Here is a 16,756-nt window from a genome sequence, read left to right on the forward strand (position 1 = left end):
ATCCGGCCCCCCAAAGGGGGTGGCATGGACGAAGCGGTGATCTGCCGAGTCCGAATCAGGCGGCAGGCTGGGGCTGGTTCAGGTCCCTGACGCCGGTGATCGCATCGATGATGTTCACGATGGCGGAGGTGCCGCCGTCGAGGGCCGAGCTGCCCGAGTCGAGCATGGCGGAACCGGAGGACGAGCCGGCCGAACCCGTGGACGAGCCGCCGTCGGCCGAGCCCGAGGCCAAGCCCGCGGAACCGGTGGCGGCGGAGCCAGTGGCGGCGGAGCCGGAGGCGGAGGCCACCGCGACCGGGCCGAAGAACAGGGCGGCAGCGGAGATGGTGCCTGCGGCGACAACGATCTTGCGAGAGAACATGTACGGAGCTTCCTTCCACAGTTGGATAACAACGCCATCACGGCGCGCACCAGCAACGTTAAGAAAAAGAAATCTCCAAATCCACTTCTCTTATTGTGGTAATAATCACCGTTAATAGTGGGCTAACAACATATTGTGCCGAGGTAACGCAATTTGATCTTTACTCCAGGTGGGAATTCGATGATCAAATTCGGTTGTTTTCGCGACGGCGCCGCGTATCGGCATGCGGCGGAACCGATCCCAAACCGGTTCGAGGTTGAAGGACCTTGCAGAAGACGAAGCCGCGCAGGGCCAGGAAGCGCATACCGCCGACCCCCGCCATGATGGCGATCACGGCGCCCGCCTGGGCGATCTCGCCGAGGCCCGGGGCCCAGAACTCGAAACCGGCCAGCGCTGCGGTGCTGATCAGAAGGCCGATCAGCGCTAGTCCGCCGCCTTCCCACTGTGCGGTGAACCAGCCGACCCGCCCGGCCGCACGAAAGGTGAGCCGCCGGTGCAGTTCGTTCGCGATCACCGTGCTGACGATCGAGCCGGCGATATTGGCGGCCAGCGGGCAGATTCCGTGCACGGCCACGAACAGCAGGACATAGGCGACGTTGCTGGAGCCGCCGACCAGGGCGAATCGAATCAGCTGGGCGAAGGCGTGATCGCCGCGCAGATACCGCATCACGCGGTCGAGTCGGTCGAGCCATTCCGTGCGCAGCATTCGGTAGGGGACGGCGCCGATAGCCTGAGCGATGCCGTCGACGATCGCCTCGTTCCCGTTGGCCTTCCGCAGCCCCGAAGCGGCAATTGCTGTGCTGTTCACATGAGTACTGTCGCCAGCCCGGCTGACACCGATCTGACGCCGACCTGACACGCTCCCTGATGCGATGTTCGGCTTGGCTGCGCGGACCTGTCAGATCGGTCTCGTAGCTCGGCCACATCGAGGGGACCGAGCCCGCGGTGATCGCCCTGGCCCTCATGGGGACGTGCATCAGCCTCGGCCGGCGCGCCGGCATCCGGCAACTCGCCCGCAGAGACGACACCGCGGTAAACCCCTACGTCGGTGGCCGCATGGGCGCCAGGATCAAGGAGGTGACCTGCAAGGTCGCGAGGACTACGTCGGCCCGTGGCTGCCCGAGCCGCTGCTGCTCGACGAGCGCGACGCGGCGGCTGACATGGTGCTCGCCGAGTCGGTGTCGATGGCGATGCTCGTGCTGCTGGAAGCACTCACTCCCGACGAGCGAGCGGTGTTCGTGTTGCGCGAGGTGTTCGGCTTCGACTACGACGACATCGCCACGGCGGTGGGCAAACCCGTGATGACGGTGCGCAAGGTGGCCCACCGCGCCCGCTCGCACGTGCAGGCGCGACGCAAACGCTTCGAACCCGTCGACGGCGACGGTTCCGCGTCAGATCAGCCGGTAGGGAGCCGACAAGCCGCAGTGCAGTGAGCGACCCCGCACTCGGCCCGCCACGCACCGGCAGCCAAGGTTCGTTGTGAACAGCGAAGACCCGAGGTGCGTTCCTCAGCTGTCGGACGTGACCACGGTGCCGGCTTCAGCTGCGGTGCGCCGCCGCCGGGCGCGGTGGGCGAGTGCGTCGAGGATGCGTTGCCATGCCGGTGATGCCTCGGAGATCCGGGAAGAGACCAGCTTCAGGTAGCCCGGCCGGCTGCCGTCTCGTTCGTATTCGATCTCCCAGGCGTCCAGGTCGTCGATGAGCTGGTCCAGGCGTGGATCGTGCGGATCCCAGTCGACCGATTGATCGCAGGCGAGATACAGGCGCGTCGTCTCGGGGTCATCGAAGCCGGCGTTCTTTTCCCGGATCCGCTGCGGCATGGCGCGTGGATCCAGTGCTTGCATCAGGATCCACGAGTCGCGCTCGAGTCGTACCCGCAATTCACTGATCCCGAGACCGCGCATTCGGTCCAGGATGGCGACCACTTCGGCAGGCAGGACAAGCCGTTCGCCGCTGGCCAATTCGGCGATCCGGCGGCGGTTATCGGCGAGCTGGTCGATCTTGCGCTGCAGTTCGGCGTCGATGTCGGTAATGGCCGAGGCGAATTCGGCCGGCTGCGCGTGCAGCAGCGCGTCGATACGGGCCAGCGGAACGCCGGCATCGGCGAGTGTCCTGATCCGGATGAGATCCACCGCCGCCTGCGCGCTGTAGCGACGGTAGCCCGAAGAGTCACGGTCGGGCTCGGGCAAGAGGCCGACGTGATGGTAGTGACGAACGGTGCGCACGGTCACGCCGGCGGTCACCGCGAGTTGACCGATCGTGAGCACCGTCCTCCTATTCTTCGTGAAACGTGATCGTGCCGAGTCTAGGGGCGAGCCGCGCGGTCGATGACGTCGCGGATCGCCTGGACCACGGCGTCGGGGCGGTCGAAGCAGAGCCGGTGGTGCACGGTGTCGGAGAGAATGCGTTGTTCCCCGCGCGACACCGCGCTCACCAGGACCGCGTCCATTCGCCTTCTGCCGTCCTGCATCTTCTGCATCGTCTCCGCCTGCTGGGCGGGGTCGGTGCCCAGCACGCTGAGAGCGACCACCGGGACATCAGGAAGGTTGGGTCCGGCCCGCAGTTCGGTGGCCAATTCGGTCAACATGCTGCGCTCGGCGATGCCGACCCGGATCCATTCGTCACTCGACTTGGCATCGATCAGCGACCGCCGGATGTGCTCCGGGTAGTCCGCGAGCAACTCGGCGCGCATCTCGCGCAGGGCTGAGCGCAGCCGTTCGAGCTGATCGGGATCGGATGCCATCTGCTCGGCCGCGGCCAGCCGCATCGCGGGCGGCATGAAGTCGTCCCAGTCGCGGTGCAAGCCGTCCAACCAGACCAGACCGGCCACCTCCCGCGGGTACAGCTGCGCGAACCGATGCGCGTAGAAGGCGCCGAGGGAGTGTGGCGCGAAAATGTACGGGGCGGGGATGTCCTGGGCGCGCAGCAGTTCGTGTAGTTCTGTGGCGACCGCGGCGGCGGTGCGCGGCAACGGGAGGGGATCGCTGTAGCCCGTGCCGCCGCGGTCGTACACCACGGCGGTGGTGAACTGCGAAACATGTTGCTGGACGCCGAAATAATCCAGACCGACCGCGCCGGCGCCCGGCAGGAACACGACGGCCGGTCCGCCGCTGCCCAACCGATGCACGAAAATGCGGCGGCCGTCGATCTGCTGGAACCCTCCGACCGGCGGAGCGAGCCGAGCCGAAGCAATGCTGTTGTTCGTCATGCGACAAGGCTCCAACCCTGACGCAGGGTCAAGGTCAAACCCATGTCACCACGGCACTATCCCTGCGTCGTCGAAGAACCCACCGGTCGGTCCTTCGTCGGGCAGGGTCGCGAGCCGGATGGCAATCGCCGCGCCCTGCTCCGGAGTGCGGACGCCACGAAATCCGTTGAGATCGGTTGCGGTGAAGCCCGGGCAGGCTGCGTTGATCAGGATGTTGGTGTCGCGCAGTTCCTTGACGTATTGGACGGTGACAGCGTTCAGGAACGTCTTCGACGCGGAGTACGCAGCGGAAATCGGGCCCGTATCGATACCCGGGGTGGTCTGCAGAGTAAGGGAGCCGACCGTGCTGGACATGTTGACGATCCGCGGTGAGGCGGAGCGCCGCAGCAGCGGTAGCACCGCGTTGGTGACGCGGATGACGCCGATCACGTTGGTTTCCACGGCGGCGCGCACGGTCGCGGGGTCGACGGCGGAGGGCGTCTGTGGCATGCCGCCGGTTATTCCGGCGTTGTTGACGAGCACGTCGAGGCGTCCGATGCGGTCCTCGATCAGCTCGGCGGCGGCGACCACGCTCGCGTCGTCGGTCACGTCGAGCGGTACGCCGAACGCATCGGCACCGGCCGCCCGCAACTTCTGCACGGCGGCTTCGCGGCGCTGTTCATCCCGGGCGCCGACACCGACACTCCAACCGAGGGCGCCCAAGCCGGCCGCGATCTCGTACCCGATGCCCTTGTTCGCGCCGGTCACCAGCGCGATCGTCTGTTCACTCATACGGTCGATCCTGTTCCGGGTCCGGCGGGACGTCCAAGACCGACTGAGTGGACAGCGATACCGCTCGGGTATCGACCCGGCTGGACGCCGGATAACCTGAGAATCGTGGAGACACGGGAGCTGCGATACTTCGTCGCCGTCGCCGAGGAACTGCACTTCGGGCGGGCGGCGCAGCGGCTCGGGATCGCGCAGCCCCCACTGTCGCGGGCGATCGGGCAACTCGAACGGCGGCTCGGGGTGGTCTTGCTGCAACGAACCAGTCGCGCTGTCACCCTGACCGAGGCCGGGTCGGTGCTCTTGGGGGAGGCTCGGGCGGCGCTGGACGCGGTCGAGGCCGCCGACCGACGCACCCGCCGCGCGGCCCTCGCCGCGACCGGCCGCGCTGGTGTGGTCCTGGCCACGAAGGCCGGAGCGTCCATCGAACTGCTGTCCAAACTTCTCGACGCCTACGCCGCCGAGCCCGGCTCGGTCGCCGTCGAGGTGCTCCTGTGCGGGATCGGCGAACAGGAGCGCCTGCTACGCGACGGGCGCGCCGACGTGGCTTTGTTGCATCGGCCGTTCGACGCGATGGCCGGATTCGACATCGAGGAGCTGTACACCGAGGAGCAGGTCGTGCTCCTGCCTGCCGGGCATCCCCTCGCCAACCGGACACACGTGCGGATGGCCGAGGTCGCCGAGCTGCCCGGCCTACCGCTGCCACGCTGGCCTCGACGAGACGGTACATACCCGGACGGCCCTGGTCCGCAGGTTCGCGACCATACCCAGCTGCTCCAGTTGATCGCGCTCGGACGGGCTTCGGCGATCCTGCCGGAGTCGGTCCGAACCCATCTTCGCCGCGACCACGCCGCCGTGCCGGTGCTGGACGCGCCGACCGTCACGACGGTGATCGCGTGGCCACCGCACAGCCGATCCAGAGCCGTCGCCGATCTCGTCCGGACTGCTACACGCCTCTAGGTTGTGCCGAACTCGCGTTCGACAAGGCCGAACGCAGGTTAGGATTCACATGTCATGGGGCAGCGCAGGCCCGTATGCGGAGCCGGTAATCTGCCGTCGGCGGTCACGAGTTTTGTGGGTCGACAGCGGGAGATTCGCGAGGTCCGGGCACTGCTGGCGACTGCCAGACTGGTCACTCTGACCGGCGTGGGCGGGGTGGGGAAGACCCGCCTGGCCACGGAGGTAGCCGCTGCGTCCGGCCGCTCCTTTCCCGATGGGGTGTGGTTGGTCGACCTGGCTGCCGTGGATGATCCGCAACGGGTGGCGCGGGCGGTGGTGACCAGTCTCGGGATGCCGGATCTGTCGCACCGGACAGCGGAGCAGCAGATCGTGGAGCGCCTCGCCGACCGGCAGGTGCTGGTCGTGCTGGACAACTGCGAGCACCTGCTGGACGCCTGCCGCCTGCTGTGCCACTACCTGCTGCGTGCCTGCGCGGGGCTGCGGATTTTGACCACCAGCCGCGAACTGCTGGGCGAAGCGGGTGAGCACGTCTATCCGGTCAGCCCGCTGTCGGTGCCTGCTTTCGACGAGTCCGTCACACCTGTGGCGGTGGCGGGTTTCGACGCTCCGATGCTGCTGATGGAGCGTGCTCGGGCGGTGCGTCCGGACTTCGAGGTCACCGAGCGTAATGCGGGCACGGTGGTGCGGGTGTGCGAGCGGCTGGACGGGATTCCGCTCGCGATCGAGCTGGCCGCGTCCCGGCTGCGATCACTGCCGTTGCAGGCGATTCTGGACCGGCTAGAGGATCGGTTCGCGTTGTTGACGGGGGGTGCGCGAGCCGCGCTGCCGCGACAGCGGACGCTGCGTGCGCTGATCGACTGGAGCTATGAGCTGTGCTCGCCGGCCGAACAGCTCCTGTGGGCGCGACTGTCGGTGTTCGTCGGAGGGTTTACCCTGCATGCCGCGGAGGACGTTTGCGCAGGCCGTGATCTGCCGCGTGCGCAGGTGCTGGACCTGATCGATCACCTCGTCGCGCAATCGGTCGTCGTGCTTGTCCCGGCCGAGGATCAGACGCGTTATCGGTTGCTGGAAACGATCCGCGAGTATGGATGGCAGCGGGTGACCGAGCGCGGCGAGGGCTCCGCGCTGCGCGACCGGCACCGCGACTACTACCTCGCGTTCGCTGAACGGATCGCCGGACAGTGGAACGGGCCCGGCCAGGAGACCGGCCTTGCCCTGTTGCGCGCCGACCGGGGAAACCTTGGAGGGGCGTTGGAGTGGGCGACCAGCAGTCCGGGGAGTTCCCGCGAGGCGCTGATTTTGGTTACGGCACTGCGCTATCACTGGTGCGCCGACGGATTCCTCGGCTCCGGGCGACGCTGGATCGACCGCGCCCTACGGATTGCCGCCGACTCGGACGCCGGGCGGATCTCCGCACTGTGGGTAGCGGGATGGGTGATGGTTCTGCAGGGCGACCTCGACGCCGCCGAGGCGGCGCTCGATGAATGCGCGGCGCTCGCCGCAGAAGCCGGAGACCACCGTGCGCTCGGCTGGGCCAGTAGCCTGCGCGCCACTGCCGCGGGATTCCGGGGAGATCTCGCCGCTTCCGTGACAGGATTCGAACGAGTGGTCGAGAGCTTCTCCGAGGACGACGAGCTGGTCCGGATGACACTCTTCCAGCTCGCGGTCGCCTATACGCACGGGCGTAATCCGAGAGCATGTGCGACGGCGCGGCGAGCGATCGAGCTGGCCGACCGGCGCGGCGAGAAGTGGACGAAGTCGTACGCGGTCTGGGCACTCGGCTACGACCAGCTGGTTCGGGGGGATTTCGACGAGGCGATCGCCTCGGCTCACGCTGCCCTCGAGATCCAGCGCGAATTCAACGACCATGTGGGTACAGCGCTGATGATCGAGCTACTGGCCTGGACCGCGGCCGCCCGCGGCGAGCACCGCCATGCGGCCCGACTCCTAGGAGCGATCCACATGATGTGGCGGCGAATCGGTACCTCGATCGCAGCGTTCGGGCCCCGGATGCCGGAACTACACGCTGTGTGCGAGCGCATCGTGACCGATTCGCTTCCTGAGGCGACGGTGCGTGCGGAACGAGTGCGTGGCGAAGGACTCGATCACGACCAGGCGATCGCCTACGCGCTCGACCGGAGTGCGTGCGGCCCGCAACCTGCGACGGTGCAAGCGGGCGTGCTGACAGCACGCGAGCGGCAGGTCGCCGAGCTACTCGCCCAGGGCTTGAGCAACCGGCAGATCGCCGAGCGACTCGTGGTGTCGCCCAGAACGGTCGACCGGCACGTCGAGAACATCCTCTGCAAACTCGGCTTCTCTTCTCGCGCGCAGGTCGCCGCCTGGACGGCGCGTCCGCGTTGAACCTGCTGTTCGGGCGCACCCGGGGGGCGCTCACGAGGCCCTGCCACCAGCTTCTCGCCAACGAGATCGGTGCCGGACCGGGTCGTCGGTCCGGCGGCACATGACGCTTCAGGCGCCCGCGAACTGCGCAAATGGGTATCGAGTGGGTGTTTTCACCCATGCCGCGCAGTGCCGGATCTGTGATGCTCGTCAGATCGTGACGAGCAGGAGGTCGGTTTTGACAGCATTTGACATCGCCGCGAAGTACCGTCGGCAGTCGGAAAGCAAAAGAATCGCAAGTCGCGCCCGCGATGTGCACCGCAATGGGGGCGGAGATGAATGACGTCCGTCGAACCGAAGCGGAGGGCCTAGGCGTCACATGGCGCTTGCTTCAGGACCATTTGATTTCGATTCTCGCGGTGCACAGTACATACGATGCATCGCCGATCGTCTCCTTCGGCCCCGACACTTACCCAGATCTCGTGCAAGCACGAGAACTTCTTCCAGAACTGACGAGGTTGTGGGACGCGGTGCGCCACGAATTCTGGGCAAGGCTCATTCCGCCACCACCTCGATCGTCGCAATCAAGGTGATCAATTGCGTGTAGAACTCGCGGCCACTCACTCACCTGAGTGCCGCTGCAGTATCAAGCGGCAACAGCGCGGTCAGTGCGCCGAAGCGGCCCGCGGGCGGCGGCCAGAGGTCGGCCGAACACGACGCGCAGTGCCGTGACAGCCATATCGGCCAATCCGCGCACACCAGGCGCCATCGTCGCGACCGAACGTACCGTGCGTGTGTCGGCGGGCGGTAACTGTTCGGGGTAGCGGTGCCCTTCGGGAGTCGGGTTGGCCTCGATGACTTGGTCGAGAATCGGGTACAGCGGCCGTAACGCGGCGATCACATTGGCGGCAGCGCGTCGGCGACCAGCAACCATTCCGCCTGCGTGACAGAACCGCGGGCGCGGGCACCGCGCTGCAGGACCAGGAGGGGTCGCAGCGTTCGGTGACGGCATCGATTGCCGATTGGAAGGCCAACAACGGCCGATCGGGATCCGGTGCGGCACCTGGGGGCAGTAGCACTGTGGTGACCGCGGCCTCCGCCCGGCCGTGCAGGTCGCTACTGCGATACAGCAGTTGCCATGCCGAAACTTTCTGCGGCACAGCCCGACGCAAAAGCGGGTTGTGTCCGGCCCGCCGTCGACCGCGGACATCCAGACGCATTCCAGCGAACATCACAAACCTCTGGTCGGTAAAGGATCAACGAAATTTGCTCGCCGGACAGTTCGGCCTATCGGGCAACGAGTGCCACGACGCTGCTTGGCGTTCGGCGTCAGTTGACTCGTTCCGCGTAACCGGGCGGCAATTCGCTGGGGGCGCAGGCGATGACGGTGTCGTCGTTCTCGCCGACATGTTCATACCACGTGATGGTGGCGAGTTCGCTGACCATATGGATCGGATAGGTCGGGCCTTGGTCACGATAGGAGGTCATCCGGTCGAGGAAGTCGTTTTGGAACAGCACTGTGCGCTGGGGGTGCTCGTGCACCCAGCGCGGGAAGAAGATGACTCCGTGCAGACGCCGCTGCTCGGGTGAGATGTTCACGGCGACGGAGGTGCCGGTGGGCTCGGTCCAGGAGACTTTGAAGTGGCCTGTAGCGATGCGGACGGCGTCGACGTGCTGGTCTTTGACCCATCGTCCACCGACCATGCCCGAGTGTATTCGGTAGTCGATGGTGTGGTCGTTCTTCACGTACATCTCGTACTGCCATCCGTTGTCATAGCGGTATATGAACCGGTGCCCCACCAGGCCGGCCAACTCGGCCATCGGCGCCTCGTGGTCTTCGGTGAGATGTGGGACGGTGCTCATCGGAGTAGCTCCTGGGGTGGCTGGGGCGGCGAGCGCCCACGAAGCGGTTACTTTTGTCGCAAAAGTAATCACGGATGTCCACCTGATGCAAGTGCACAATGAGGTCATGGATGCCATCGCCGTGCGGGCCCGATCGATGCCGGAGCCCGATTTCGAGGCTCAGCTCAGTGCCCTGCTCGGGCCGTTGCGGCGTGCGGTGCTGCATCGCACGCGGGCCGCCGAGGGGTTGCCGGACCTGCCGGAACCTCAGATCGAATTACTGCGGTTGCTGGTGGCCACCGGCGGCCTGACGCCCACCCGCGCCGCGAGCGAACTCCGGATGGCGCCGTCGACGATCAGCAACCTCGTCAAGACGATGGCCGAAGCGGGACTGGTCGATCGCAAGCCACTGCCTTCCGACCGGCGCGGCGCGATACTGATGGCCTCCGCTCGGGCGCGGCAGTTGCTCGACCGGTATGACCGAGCCAGCGCCGCGATGTTACGCGAAGCCCTCGACGAGCTCCCGGCCTCCGACCGACCCGCGATCGAGTCCGCACTGCCCGCGCTGCAACGTTTGCTGACCATACTGGCGAGTGATCCCGACGCCGAGTAGCTGCCCGCGACCCGGTTCGTCCAATCCTTCCCGCGCTCGACGCCACCCCTGTAGCTTGCTTTTGTCACAAAAGTAGATTTGTTTCAGGTCGGCGCCTCCGTGGCGATGTATCAGGCGTCGACCCCAGGTGTGCAGGAGTGTTCTCATGCCGGTCAGCGTCGGGATATCCCAGCGTGTGCGCCCGCTACGGTGGTTGGTCGTTGTCGTGGTCTTCGTCTTCGGGGTCGTCAACTGTCCCGCCACCGGTATAGCCGGCGCCGACGAGGGCCCCTCTACGAGTGTTTCCGGTGGCGTGATCCGGGGCGCACGCGTCGACGGGGTGATCGAGTATCTCGGAGTCCCGTTCGCAGCCTCCACCGGGGGCGTCAACCGTTTCGCGCCGCCGACGCCCACCCCGCCATGGACGGGTGTACTCGCGGCCACCGCGCATGGTCCGCAATGCCCGCAATCACCTCCGCTGCCGTGGATTCCAGCGGTGCAGCCCGCGAGCGAGGACTGCCTCAATATCGATGTCTATGTCCCGGAACATCCTGCCGCGAGCGAACTTCCGATCATGGTGTGGTTCTACGGTGGTGGATTCGTACTGGGATCCAACGCACAGTACGACTCACCCGCCCGGCTGGTCCGGGATGGCCAGGTCATCGTCGCGATCCCCAACTACCGACTCGGTCCGTTCGGTTTCCTGGCCTTACCCGAACTCGCTGCGGGCGAAGGTGGTGTCACCGGAACTTACGGCACTCTGGACCAGCAGGCAGCACTGCGATGGATCCGCGACAACGCCGCGGCCTTCGGCGGTGACTCGGACAACATAACCCTGTTCGGCGAATCCGCCGGAGGCATGAGCGTCTGCACGCAACTGGGCTCACCGACCGCCCGCGGTCTCTATGCCAAAGCCATCATCGAAAGCGGTTCCTGCGCTCGCAGTCCCCTCGCGCCCGCCTCGAAAGAACAGGCCTATCAGCGATCAGCCGACTACGCCACCAGTCTCGGCTGCGCCGAGGCCGCAACTCGCCTCACGTGCCTTCGGGCACTACCGGCCGACCGGATGCTGGATTCTCCCACGACAACTTTGCACACGATGGCTGTCACCTGGGCTCCGGTGCGCGACGATGTCGTCGTCACCACTCCGCCGGAGAACGCCCTGGCCGACGGGGCAGCGCGCGACATTCCGCTTGTCGTCGGCAGCAACGCCGACGAAGGCGCGACCTTCCTCGCCCTGCTCGACTACGCTCGCGCCACAGTGCCGAGCTCAACAGACTACGTGAGCTGGGCTCAGGAAATCTTCACCAGCAACGCCGATCGCGTTCTGCAGCGATACCCCGTATCGGCCTTCCCGACCGCGGCCGAGGCCAAGCAGCACGTGATCACCGACGGTTTCTTCGCCTGCCCAGCGCTCTTCACCACACAAGCGGCCCGCCGCGGCGGTGCTCGAGTATGGCAGTACCAGTTCAACGAGGCGCCCTTGGGACGAAACCCGCTCCTGCCCGGAGCCTTTCACGGCGCCGAAGTGCCTTACATCTTCTCCGGACTGATGGGTGTGGCCATCCCGCTACCGCCCGCAGCGGACCGCCTCTCCCAGCAAATGCAGCAAAGCTGGGCACAATTCGCACACACCGGCGACCCCGAAACGCCGGCCTTCACCCCGTGGCCGTCGACTTCGAACATCAGCCTCGAACTCGGCAGCGACAACATCACTGTCACGCACTCCTTCGCCCGACAACACCACTGCGACCTATGGTCGGGCATCAGCCACATCGGCTAGGTTGATCGGATCCGGCTCTCGCGGCCAGCACCTCTCCCAACGCCACTGGGGATTCAGCGACCGCTATTCGGCACGTGCGTGCGTTCGCCCGTTCCGGGGACGAGCGCTTCCCGGAGCCCTCATTTCACGGGAGCACCGAACGCGGCATGGCGGCGGCGATTTCGCGCCGTGACCGCAGGCCGAGTTTCGTCAGGATGCTCGACACGTGCGACTGAATCGTGCGTTCACCTGATGCCTTTCGGATGGCACAAGGACTGACTGCCGCACCGAGGCGGCGGCGGGGCCGGGCGCCCGGCAGGTCATTCAACTTTTCGCGGACGGTGTTGGTTCGCGCGGATCCGGGATTTCCCCGGATGTATCCCTTGTCCGGCCACGACGCCTCGGCCACCTTCGATGCGCTCGACTAGGCGCTCATCGACCTCCGCGATCGTGAGCCAGAGCTACCCCAGCCGGGCGTGAGGCGGCCGGTGAGGGCCGCCCGGTGTGTGATCGGCGGGGATATGCGGGCGAGGTCGATCTGACTGCCGTGGTTCGGATTGTCGACGGGCCGCACACCAGGTCGGGCTCGATCCGAGACTCTCGCGACGAATCGTATTGTCGCGGTGCGGATTGCGTTCAGCGGGGATGTAGGGTGATGCGGGCGTTGTGGGCGGGGCTGAGGCCGGTGTGATAGCGCCGTGGGGGCTCGACGGGGCCGGGGGCTACACCGATGCGGCGATGCTCGAGGATGGTGCGGAACAGGATGCGCGCCTCCGCCAGGGCGAATTGGGCACCCAGACAGCGATGCGCGCCTGCGCCGAAGGTCAGCCAGGTACGGCCGTTCGGTGGCTCGTCCAGAAAGCGTTCGGGGCGGAAGGCCATCGGGTCCGGGTAGTGCCGTGGTGATTCGTGGATGAGCAGGATCGGGACTATGACGATGGCGCCCTTGGGGACGTGAACACCGTTGACCACTGTGTCGCGCAGTGCCCGCCGCCCGGTGAACGGTGACACCGGGCGGACCCGCATCGTTTCGGCGACCACGGCGTCGAGGTATGTGTCGAGCCGGGCACCGTCGCCGGCGTCGACCGCTGCGTCGATCTCGGCCATGGCTGCCGGGTGGACGGCCAGCATGGCGGCGATCCAGCCGAGCGTGATCGCGGTGGTCTCGTAGGCGCCCAGCAGGACGCCACGCATGTTGCGGGCCAATGCGGCGTCGTCGTGCTGATCCAATTCGGTGCCGACATACCGGGACAGCACATCTTTGCGGCCGTTCCCGTCTTCGGGCGAGGCCCGGCGCGCGGCGATTTCCTCGATGATGATGGCGTCCACCTCGGACTGCCGACGGCTGAGCGGCGGGTAGGGCAGGGTGTAGCCGCCGACCAGCGGGGTGAGCAAGGTGACGGCGAGAAAACCACGACTTTCGATTTCCCCGAACCACCGGCTCACCGCCTGTTTCAGCCGGTCCCTGCGGGCCGGAGCCACGTCGCCGAAGACGACGCCGAGCAGCACGCCGATGGCCAGGTCGTAGCCGACCTTCAGAAATTCGAACGGTTCAGCGACAGGCCAGGTGGGCAGTTCGCGCTGGACCACCTCCACCATGAGGTCTTCGTAGGACCGGAGTGCCTTGCTCTGGAACGGCGGCGCGAACAGCTTACGTTCGCGGCGATGTTCGTCACCGTCGAGGAAGATCAACGTCTGTTTGCCGAACATCTTGTCGTGGCTGGAGAAGCGGCTCAGCACCTGCCCGACCGAGAAGTCGTCGTGGTTGGCGAACAGTTCTCGCACATCGTCCATGTTGTAGGTGACCAGCATGGCCGGAAATCCTGGCGGCGAGACGACGAACCGTTCGCCGAATTCCAGCAAGGGGGAACGGTGCGTGCCGGGGCGCATCAGCCCACCGATCTGCGCGATGTGGCGGTTGCGTAGCCGGGGTAGTTCACGCAGAGATATCGGGGCATGCGACATGTAGCCATCCTTAACCTGTTGCTCGGCGACTCGCAAACATGAAATCCCCGCAGTGGCAATAGGAAGCGAGCGCCCTGGCACCGTCCGGCGTGGGTGAAGTGGTCGACGTATCGGCAATCCCGCGACCACGTCGTCAGGCGCGTCCGGGGCCGGGACGCTTCGGTGGACACCCCACAGACCCGAGCGATGTCCACACGGCGGATGCCCGGCTACGAACTGCCCGGCGGGTTCCGGCCGGTAGCTGACCGGATCCGCTCGGGCAGCAGGCAAACCGTCCGGCCGATGTCTGTTCGACCTCCGAGAAACGTGTCGGGCAGCCGCGGAGCGAAGGTGGGCCCGGCAATGTGCGAATCATCACCGGGGCCTAGCACTTCAGTGGGTTGCAGCCCGTCGGGGGCGGTGGATCCTGCCCCGAGCTGCTCGCCTGGCCGGCTGCCGCCGTGTGGAACCGCCCATGGTGCCGGGCGTCGCAGACGCCGGTCACTACACCATCGGTCCGGCTGGAGGTCGGGCAGACGTCACCTGGACGTATGCGCGAGGACGGCGGCGGCCAGCTCCTCGTGCACTTCCAGCGGCAGCGTGTGGCCCATGCCCGCCACGATCATCAGCCGCGCCCCCGGGATCCGCTCGGCGATGACCGCGCCGTGGCCTGCCTTGACCGGCTCATGGCTGCCCTCGATGACCAGCGTGGGCGCTTTCACCTTGTGCAGCACGTCCACCGGCTCGAAGTCCGGCTCGGCCGCTGCGGCCAGCCGGTGGTTGGCCACGGCGTTCAGGTCGCGGGCCCGGTCGTAGATCCGTTCCTGTAGCCGACGCGCCGCGTCCTCGTCGAACGGCAGCCCGGTGCCGTGCAGCAGGCGCTGCTCGGCGATCATGCCGTCGATCCGGGCGCTGCGGTCCTCCGGCGGTGGGGTGGCCATCAGCGTGCGGTAGAAGGACGTGAACTCCGGCGCCGGCTCGGGCAGGCTTCCCTCGAGCTGCGGCTGCCCGAGCAGAGCTCGCATGATCACCTGACCTTCGCCGCCGCCGAGCGGTGAGGAGCCGATGACGGTCAGCGAGCGCACCCGCTCCGGCCGCTCCACCGCGATGAACTGGGCGAGCAGCCCGCCCGCCGAGTGGGCTACCAGGTGCGCGCTCTCCAGGCCGTGGGCGTCCAGGACGCGGTACACGTCGTTCTTGATGTCGTCCCATGTGTACGGCTCCGCCGCGAAGTCGACGGTGTCCGACATTCCGGTGTCACGGTGGTCGTACCGGATCACCCGGCGGCCGCCGGCGACAAGGCGGCCGACGAACTCGTCCGGCCACAGGATGCCCTGGGACATCGAGCCCATGATCAACAGGATCGGCGCATCCGTCGCGGCGCCGAACTCTTCACTCCATATGTTCACGTCACGCATAACTGAGAAGCATGTCCTCCCGGCCGGTTTCCGGCCTCGTCGAGATCTTCACGGCATGCCCGGGCCTTGCCAGAATCCCGGAGATGCCAAGTTGTTCAGGCGGAAGGATTTCCTTCTCGCTGTGATTCGGTTCGTGTCATCAACCCGGATCACCGGGTGCGGCGGACCGTGCCGGCCGGGGCCTTACCGCGCTCCGCGCCTGCTGTGCCGGGGCCATCCGTTGTTGGCGTTGGTGTCAGCCCGGGGAAGAACGGGGCAGGCCACGAATCGCTGCGCCTTGTTTCGAATCGGGTAAGTGCCGTGCTGCTTTCGCATATCGGTCGCGCCTTTCGTGAAGCCGGTGAAACACGAGCCTTCGGCAGGGATGAGACGAGCTCCGCCTTACCGCATCAGTTGTAGTACTCCACATGAAGTGATTGAACCATAGTGCTACAGATGGAGTGGTGTCAAGTGGTTCCGCGTGGATTCTGAGAGCCGCCCGGCGTTGCTGGATCCATCGACCGAGGTCTTGGCCCGGGAGGGGCCCGCAGACTCACATTCCATGCGGTGGACAGGGAGGATTTCTCGCGCTCCGCGAACCCGGCGTCGAAGCGCCGATCGGCTACGGCGGCGTGTCGGCCAGGTTGTCCGGATCGGAGACGACGCCGGCGTTCCAGTCCGCGGCCAGCAGGGTACGCGACACGACGAACTTCGGTTTGGCGCGCCAGATCGGCGCGAAAGCCTGGTCGTGTGGATGCGTGGACAGCTGTTCCGCGCGTGGCCAGAAGAACGACATCATCTCCCACACCGCCCGGCCGTACAGGAAAGCGTCCGCGTCCTCGGCCAGCGCGTCGGTTTCTTCGGACATTCCGGAATCCATGACGGGCCAGTCGAATTCGCCATTGGGTCCTTTGGCGGCACCGGGGCTTCGGCGGTCGGCGGCCGTGTCGCAGGGTCCGGAGAGGACCCCGCGACCAGCTGTCAGCTGTGCGCCGGTCCCGCACTCTGTTCAGGCGGCGTCGAGAGCCGCGGTGATCTTGCGGGCCATCGCCGCCACGGCGGGGCTGGGCTCGCCCTTACCGGACCCGGCGGCGGCTTCGACAGCGACCAGGACGGTGTCGCGGAAGTTGTCGGCCTCGGCCGGATCCTGCTTGCCGAGCAGGTTCATGGCCGCGGTCAGGCTCGGCAGCACCTGGTCGGCGAGTTCGGCGACGGACTTGCCCGGCAGGTGGATGTCTTTGGACTTGGCGGCCAGCACGTGCCCGGCCAGCCCGGTCGCCGAGGTCAGGGCGATGGAGCCGTGCGAGATGCCCTTGTGCGGCGCGCCCGCGGCGGCCATCAGCGACACCGCGCCGTAGGCGGCGGTGCGCAGGATGCTCTTGTCCTGGTCGGTCAGGGTGATGGTGATGGACATGTCGTGTACTCCTCGAAATCGGTAGTGGCACCGACCGGCACCGTGTCGGTGCCGGTCGTTTTGTTCGATGAACACACTCTGGCCGGGCCGACTGACACCGACCTGACACACACCTGACACCTCCACTGGCACCACGACCGGCTATCAACCCCCCAGAACAACCGCACCGCG

General features: G+C 66.6%; 14 protein-coding genes and 1 pseudogene. 5 read left to right on the plus strand and 10 right to left on the minus strand.

Annotation, left to right across the window (positions count from 1 at the left end; translation table 11 throughout):
* Nucleotides 1-55: 55 nt before the first annotated feature.
* Together IU450_RS23325 and IU450_RS23330 are read right to left on the minus strand one after the other, a co-directional pair.
* Nucleotides 56-361, minus strand: coding sequence for a hypothetical protein (locus IU450_RS23325; RefSeq protein WP_195151865.1), 306 nt, complete (start codon nucleotides 359-361; stop codon nucleotides 56-58).
* 184 nt (nucleotides 362-545) lie between these two features.
* Nucleotides 546-1,067 (minus strand): GtrA family protein, encoded by a 522-nt coding sequence (locus IU450_RS23330; RefSeq protein WP_195151927.1) that lies wholly within the window; start codon nucleotides 1,065-1,067, stop codon nucleotides 546-548.
* A 385-nt stretch (nucleotides 1,068-1,452) separates the two neighbouring features.
* On the opposite strand from IU450_RS23330, the pseudogene IU450_RS23335 reads away from it, so the two are divergent.
* Nucleotides 1,453-1,752, plus strand: a pseudogene (locus IU450_RS23335) (sigma factor-like helix-turn-helix DNA-binding protein); the annotation flags it as partial.
* Nucleotides 1,753-1,869: 117 nt separating this feature from the next.
* Here IU450_RS23335 and IU450_RS23340 read toward each other — a convergent pair.
* The 3 genes from IU450_RS23340 to IU450_RS23350 are packed head-to-tail and all read right to left on the minus strand — an operon-like array spanning nucleotide 1,870 to nucleotide 4,340.
* On the minus strand, nucleotides 1,870-2,628 hold the full coding sequence (locus IU450_RS23340) for a MerR family transcriptional regulator (RefSeq protein ID WP_195151866.1): 759 nt from the start codon (nucleotides 2,626-2,628) through the stop codon (nucleotides 1,870-1,872).
* Nucleotides 2,629-2,666: 38 nt separating this feature from the next.
* Nucleotides 2,667-3,569 (minus strand): alpha/beta fold hydrolase, encoded by a 903-nt coding sequence (locus IU450_RS23345; protein WP_195151867.1) that lies wholly within the window; start codon nucleotides 3,567-3,569, stop codon nucleotides 2,667-2,669.
* Between the two features lie 45 nt (nucleotides 3,570-3,614).
* Nucleotides 3,615-4,340, minus strand: coding sequence for an SDR family oxidoreductase (locus IU450_RS23350; RefSeq protein ID WP_195151868.1), 726 nt, complete (start codon nucleotides 4,338-4,340; stop codon nucleotides 3,615-3,617).
* 105 nt (nucleotides 4,341-4,445) lie between these two features.
* Between IU450_RS23350 and IU450_RS23355 the strand changes: the two genes are divergently transcribed.
* Both IU450_RS23355 and IU450_RS23360 read left to right on the plus strand, forming a co-directional pair.
* Nucleotides 4,446-5,294: a LysR family transcriptional regulator gene (locus IU450_RS23355; RefSeq protein WP_195151869.1), complete on the plus strand. Its 849-nt coding sequence runs from the start codon at nucleotides 4,446-4,448 to the stop codon at nucleotides 5,292-5,294.
* A 54-nt stretch (nucleotides 5,295-5,348) separates the two neighbouring features.
* Entirely contained in the window at nucleotides 5,349-7,655 is a 2,307-nt protein-coding gene (locus IU450_RS23360; RefSeq protein ID WP_195151870.1) for an ATP-binding protein, read from the plus strand.
* A 1,308-nt stretch (nucleotides 7,656-8,963) separates the two neighbouring features.
* Here IU450_RS23360 and IU450_RS23365 read toward each other — a convergent pair.
* On the minus strand, nucleotides 8,964-9,497 hold the full coding sequence (locus IU450_RS23365) for a phenolic acid decarboxylase (protein WP_324197780.1): 534 nt from the start codon (nucleotides 9,495-9,497) through the stop codon (nucleotides 8,964-8,966).
* Nucleotides 9,498-9,603: 106 nt separating this feature from the next.
* Here IU450_RS23365 and IU450_RS23370 point away from each other — a divergent pair, with 106 nt between their 5' ends.
* Both IU450_RS23370 and IU450_RS23375 read left to right on the plus strand, forming a co-directional pair.
* The gene (locus IU450_RS23370; protein ID WP_228834969.1) at nucleotides 9,604-10,089 is read left to right on the plus strand and encodes a MarR family winged helix-turn-helix transcriptional regulator; all 486 of its coding nucleotides are present in this window, start codon (nucleotides 9,604-9,606) and stop codon (nucleotides 10,087-10,089) included.
* 145 nt (nucleotides 10,090-10,234) lie between these two features.
* Nucleotides 10,235-11,851, plus strand: coding sequence for a carboxylesterase/lipase family protein (locus IU450_RS23375; RefSeq protein ID WP_195151871.1), 1,617 nt, complete (start codon nucleotides 10,235-10,237; stop codon nucleotides 11,849-11,851).
* A 615-nt stretch (nucleotides 11,852-12,466) separates the two neighbouring features.
* Here the strand turns inward: IU450_RS23375 and IU450_RS23380 are convergent.
* From IU450_RS23380 to IU450_RS23395, 4 genes are all read right to left on the minus strand, one after another.
* Complete coding sequence (locus tag IU450_RS23380) at nucleotides 12,467-13,795, minus strand: cytochrome P450 (protein ID WP_195151872.1); 1,329 nt, start codon at nucleotides 13,793-13,795, stop codon at nucleotides 12,467-12,469.
* Between the two features lie 518 nt (nucleotides 13,796-14,313).
* Nucleotides 14,314-15,192 carry an alpha/beta hydrolase gene (locus IU450_RS23385; RefSeq protein WP_195151873.1) on the minus strand — a complete coding sequence of 293 codons (879 nt, stop codon included), beginning with the start codon at nucleotides 15,190-15,192 and terminating at the stop codon, nucleotides 14,314-14,316.
* A gap of 601 nt (nucleotides 15,193-15,793) precedes the next feature.
* Nucleotides 15,794-16,039 carry a hypothetical protein gene (locus tag IU450_RS23390; protein WP_228834970.1) on the minus strand — a complete coding sequence of 82 codons (246 nt, stop codon included), beginning with the start codon at nucleotides 16,037-16,039 and terminating at the stop codon, nucleotides 15,794-15,796.
* A 141-nt stretch (nucleotides 16,040-16,180) separates the two neighbouring features.
* Entirely contained in the window at nucleotides 16,181-16,585 is a 405-nt protein-coding gene (locus IU450_RS23395) for a hypothetical protein (RefSeq protein ID WP_195151875.1), read from the minus strand.
* Between the last annotated feature and the right edge of the window lie 171 nt (nucleotides 16,586-16,756).

Source organism: Nocardia abscessus, assembly GCF_015477775.1.
In the GTDB taxonomy this organism is placed as follows: Bacteria; Actinomycetota; Actinomycetes; order Mycobacteriales; family Mycobacteriaceae; genus Nocardia; species Nocardia abscessus_A.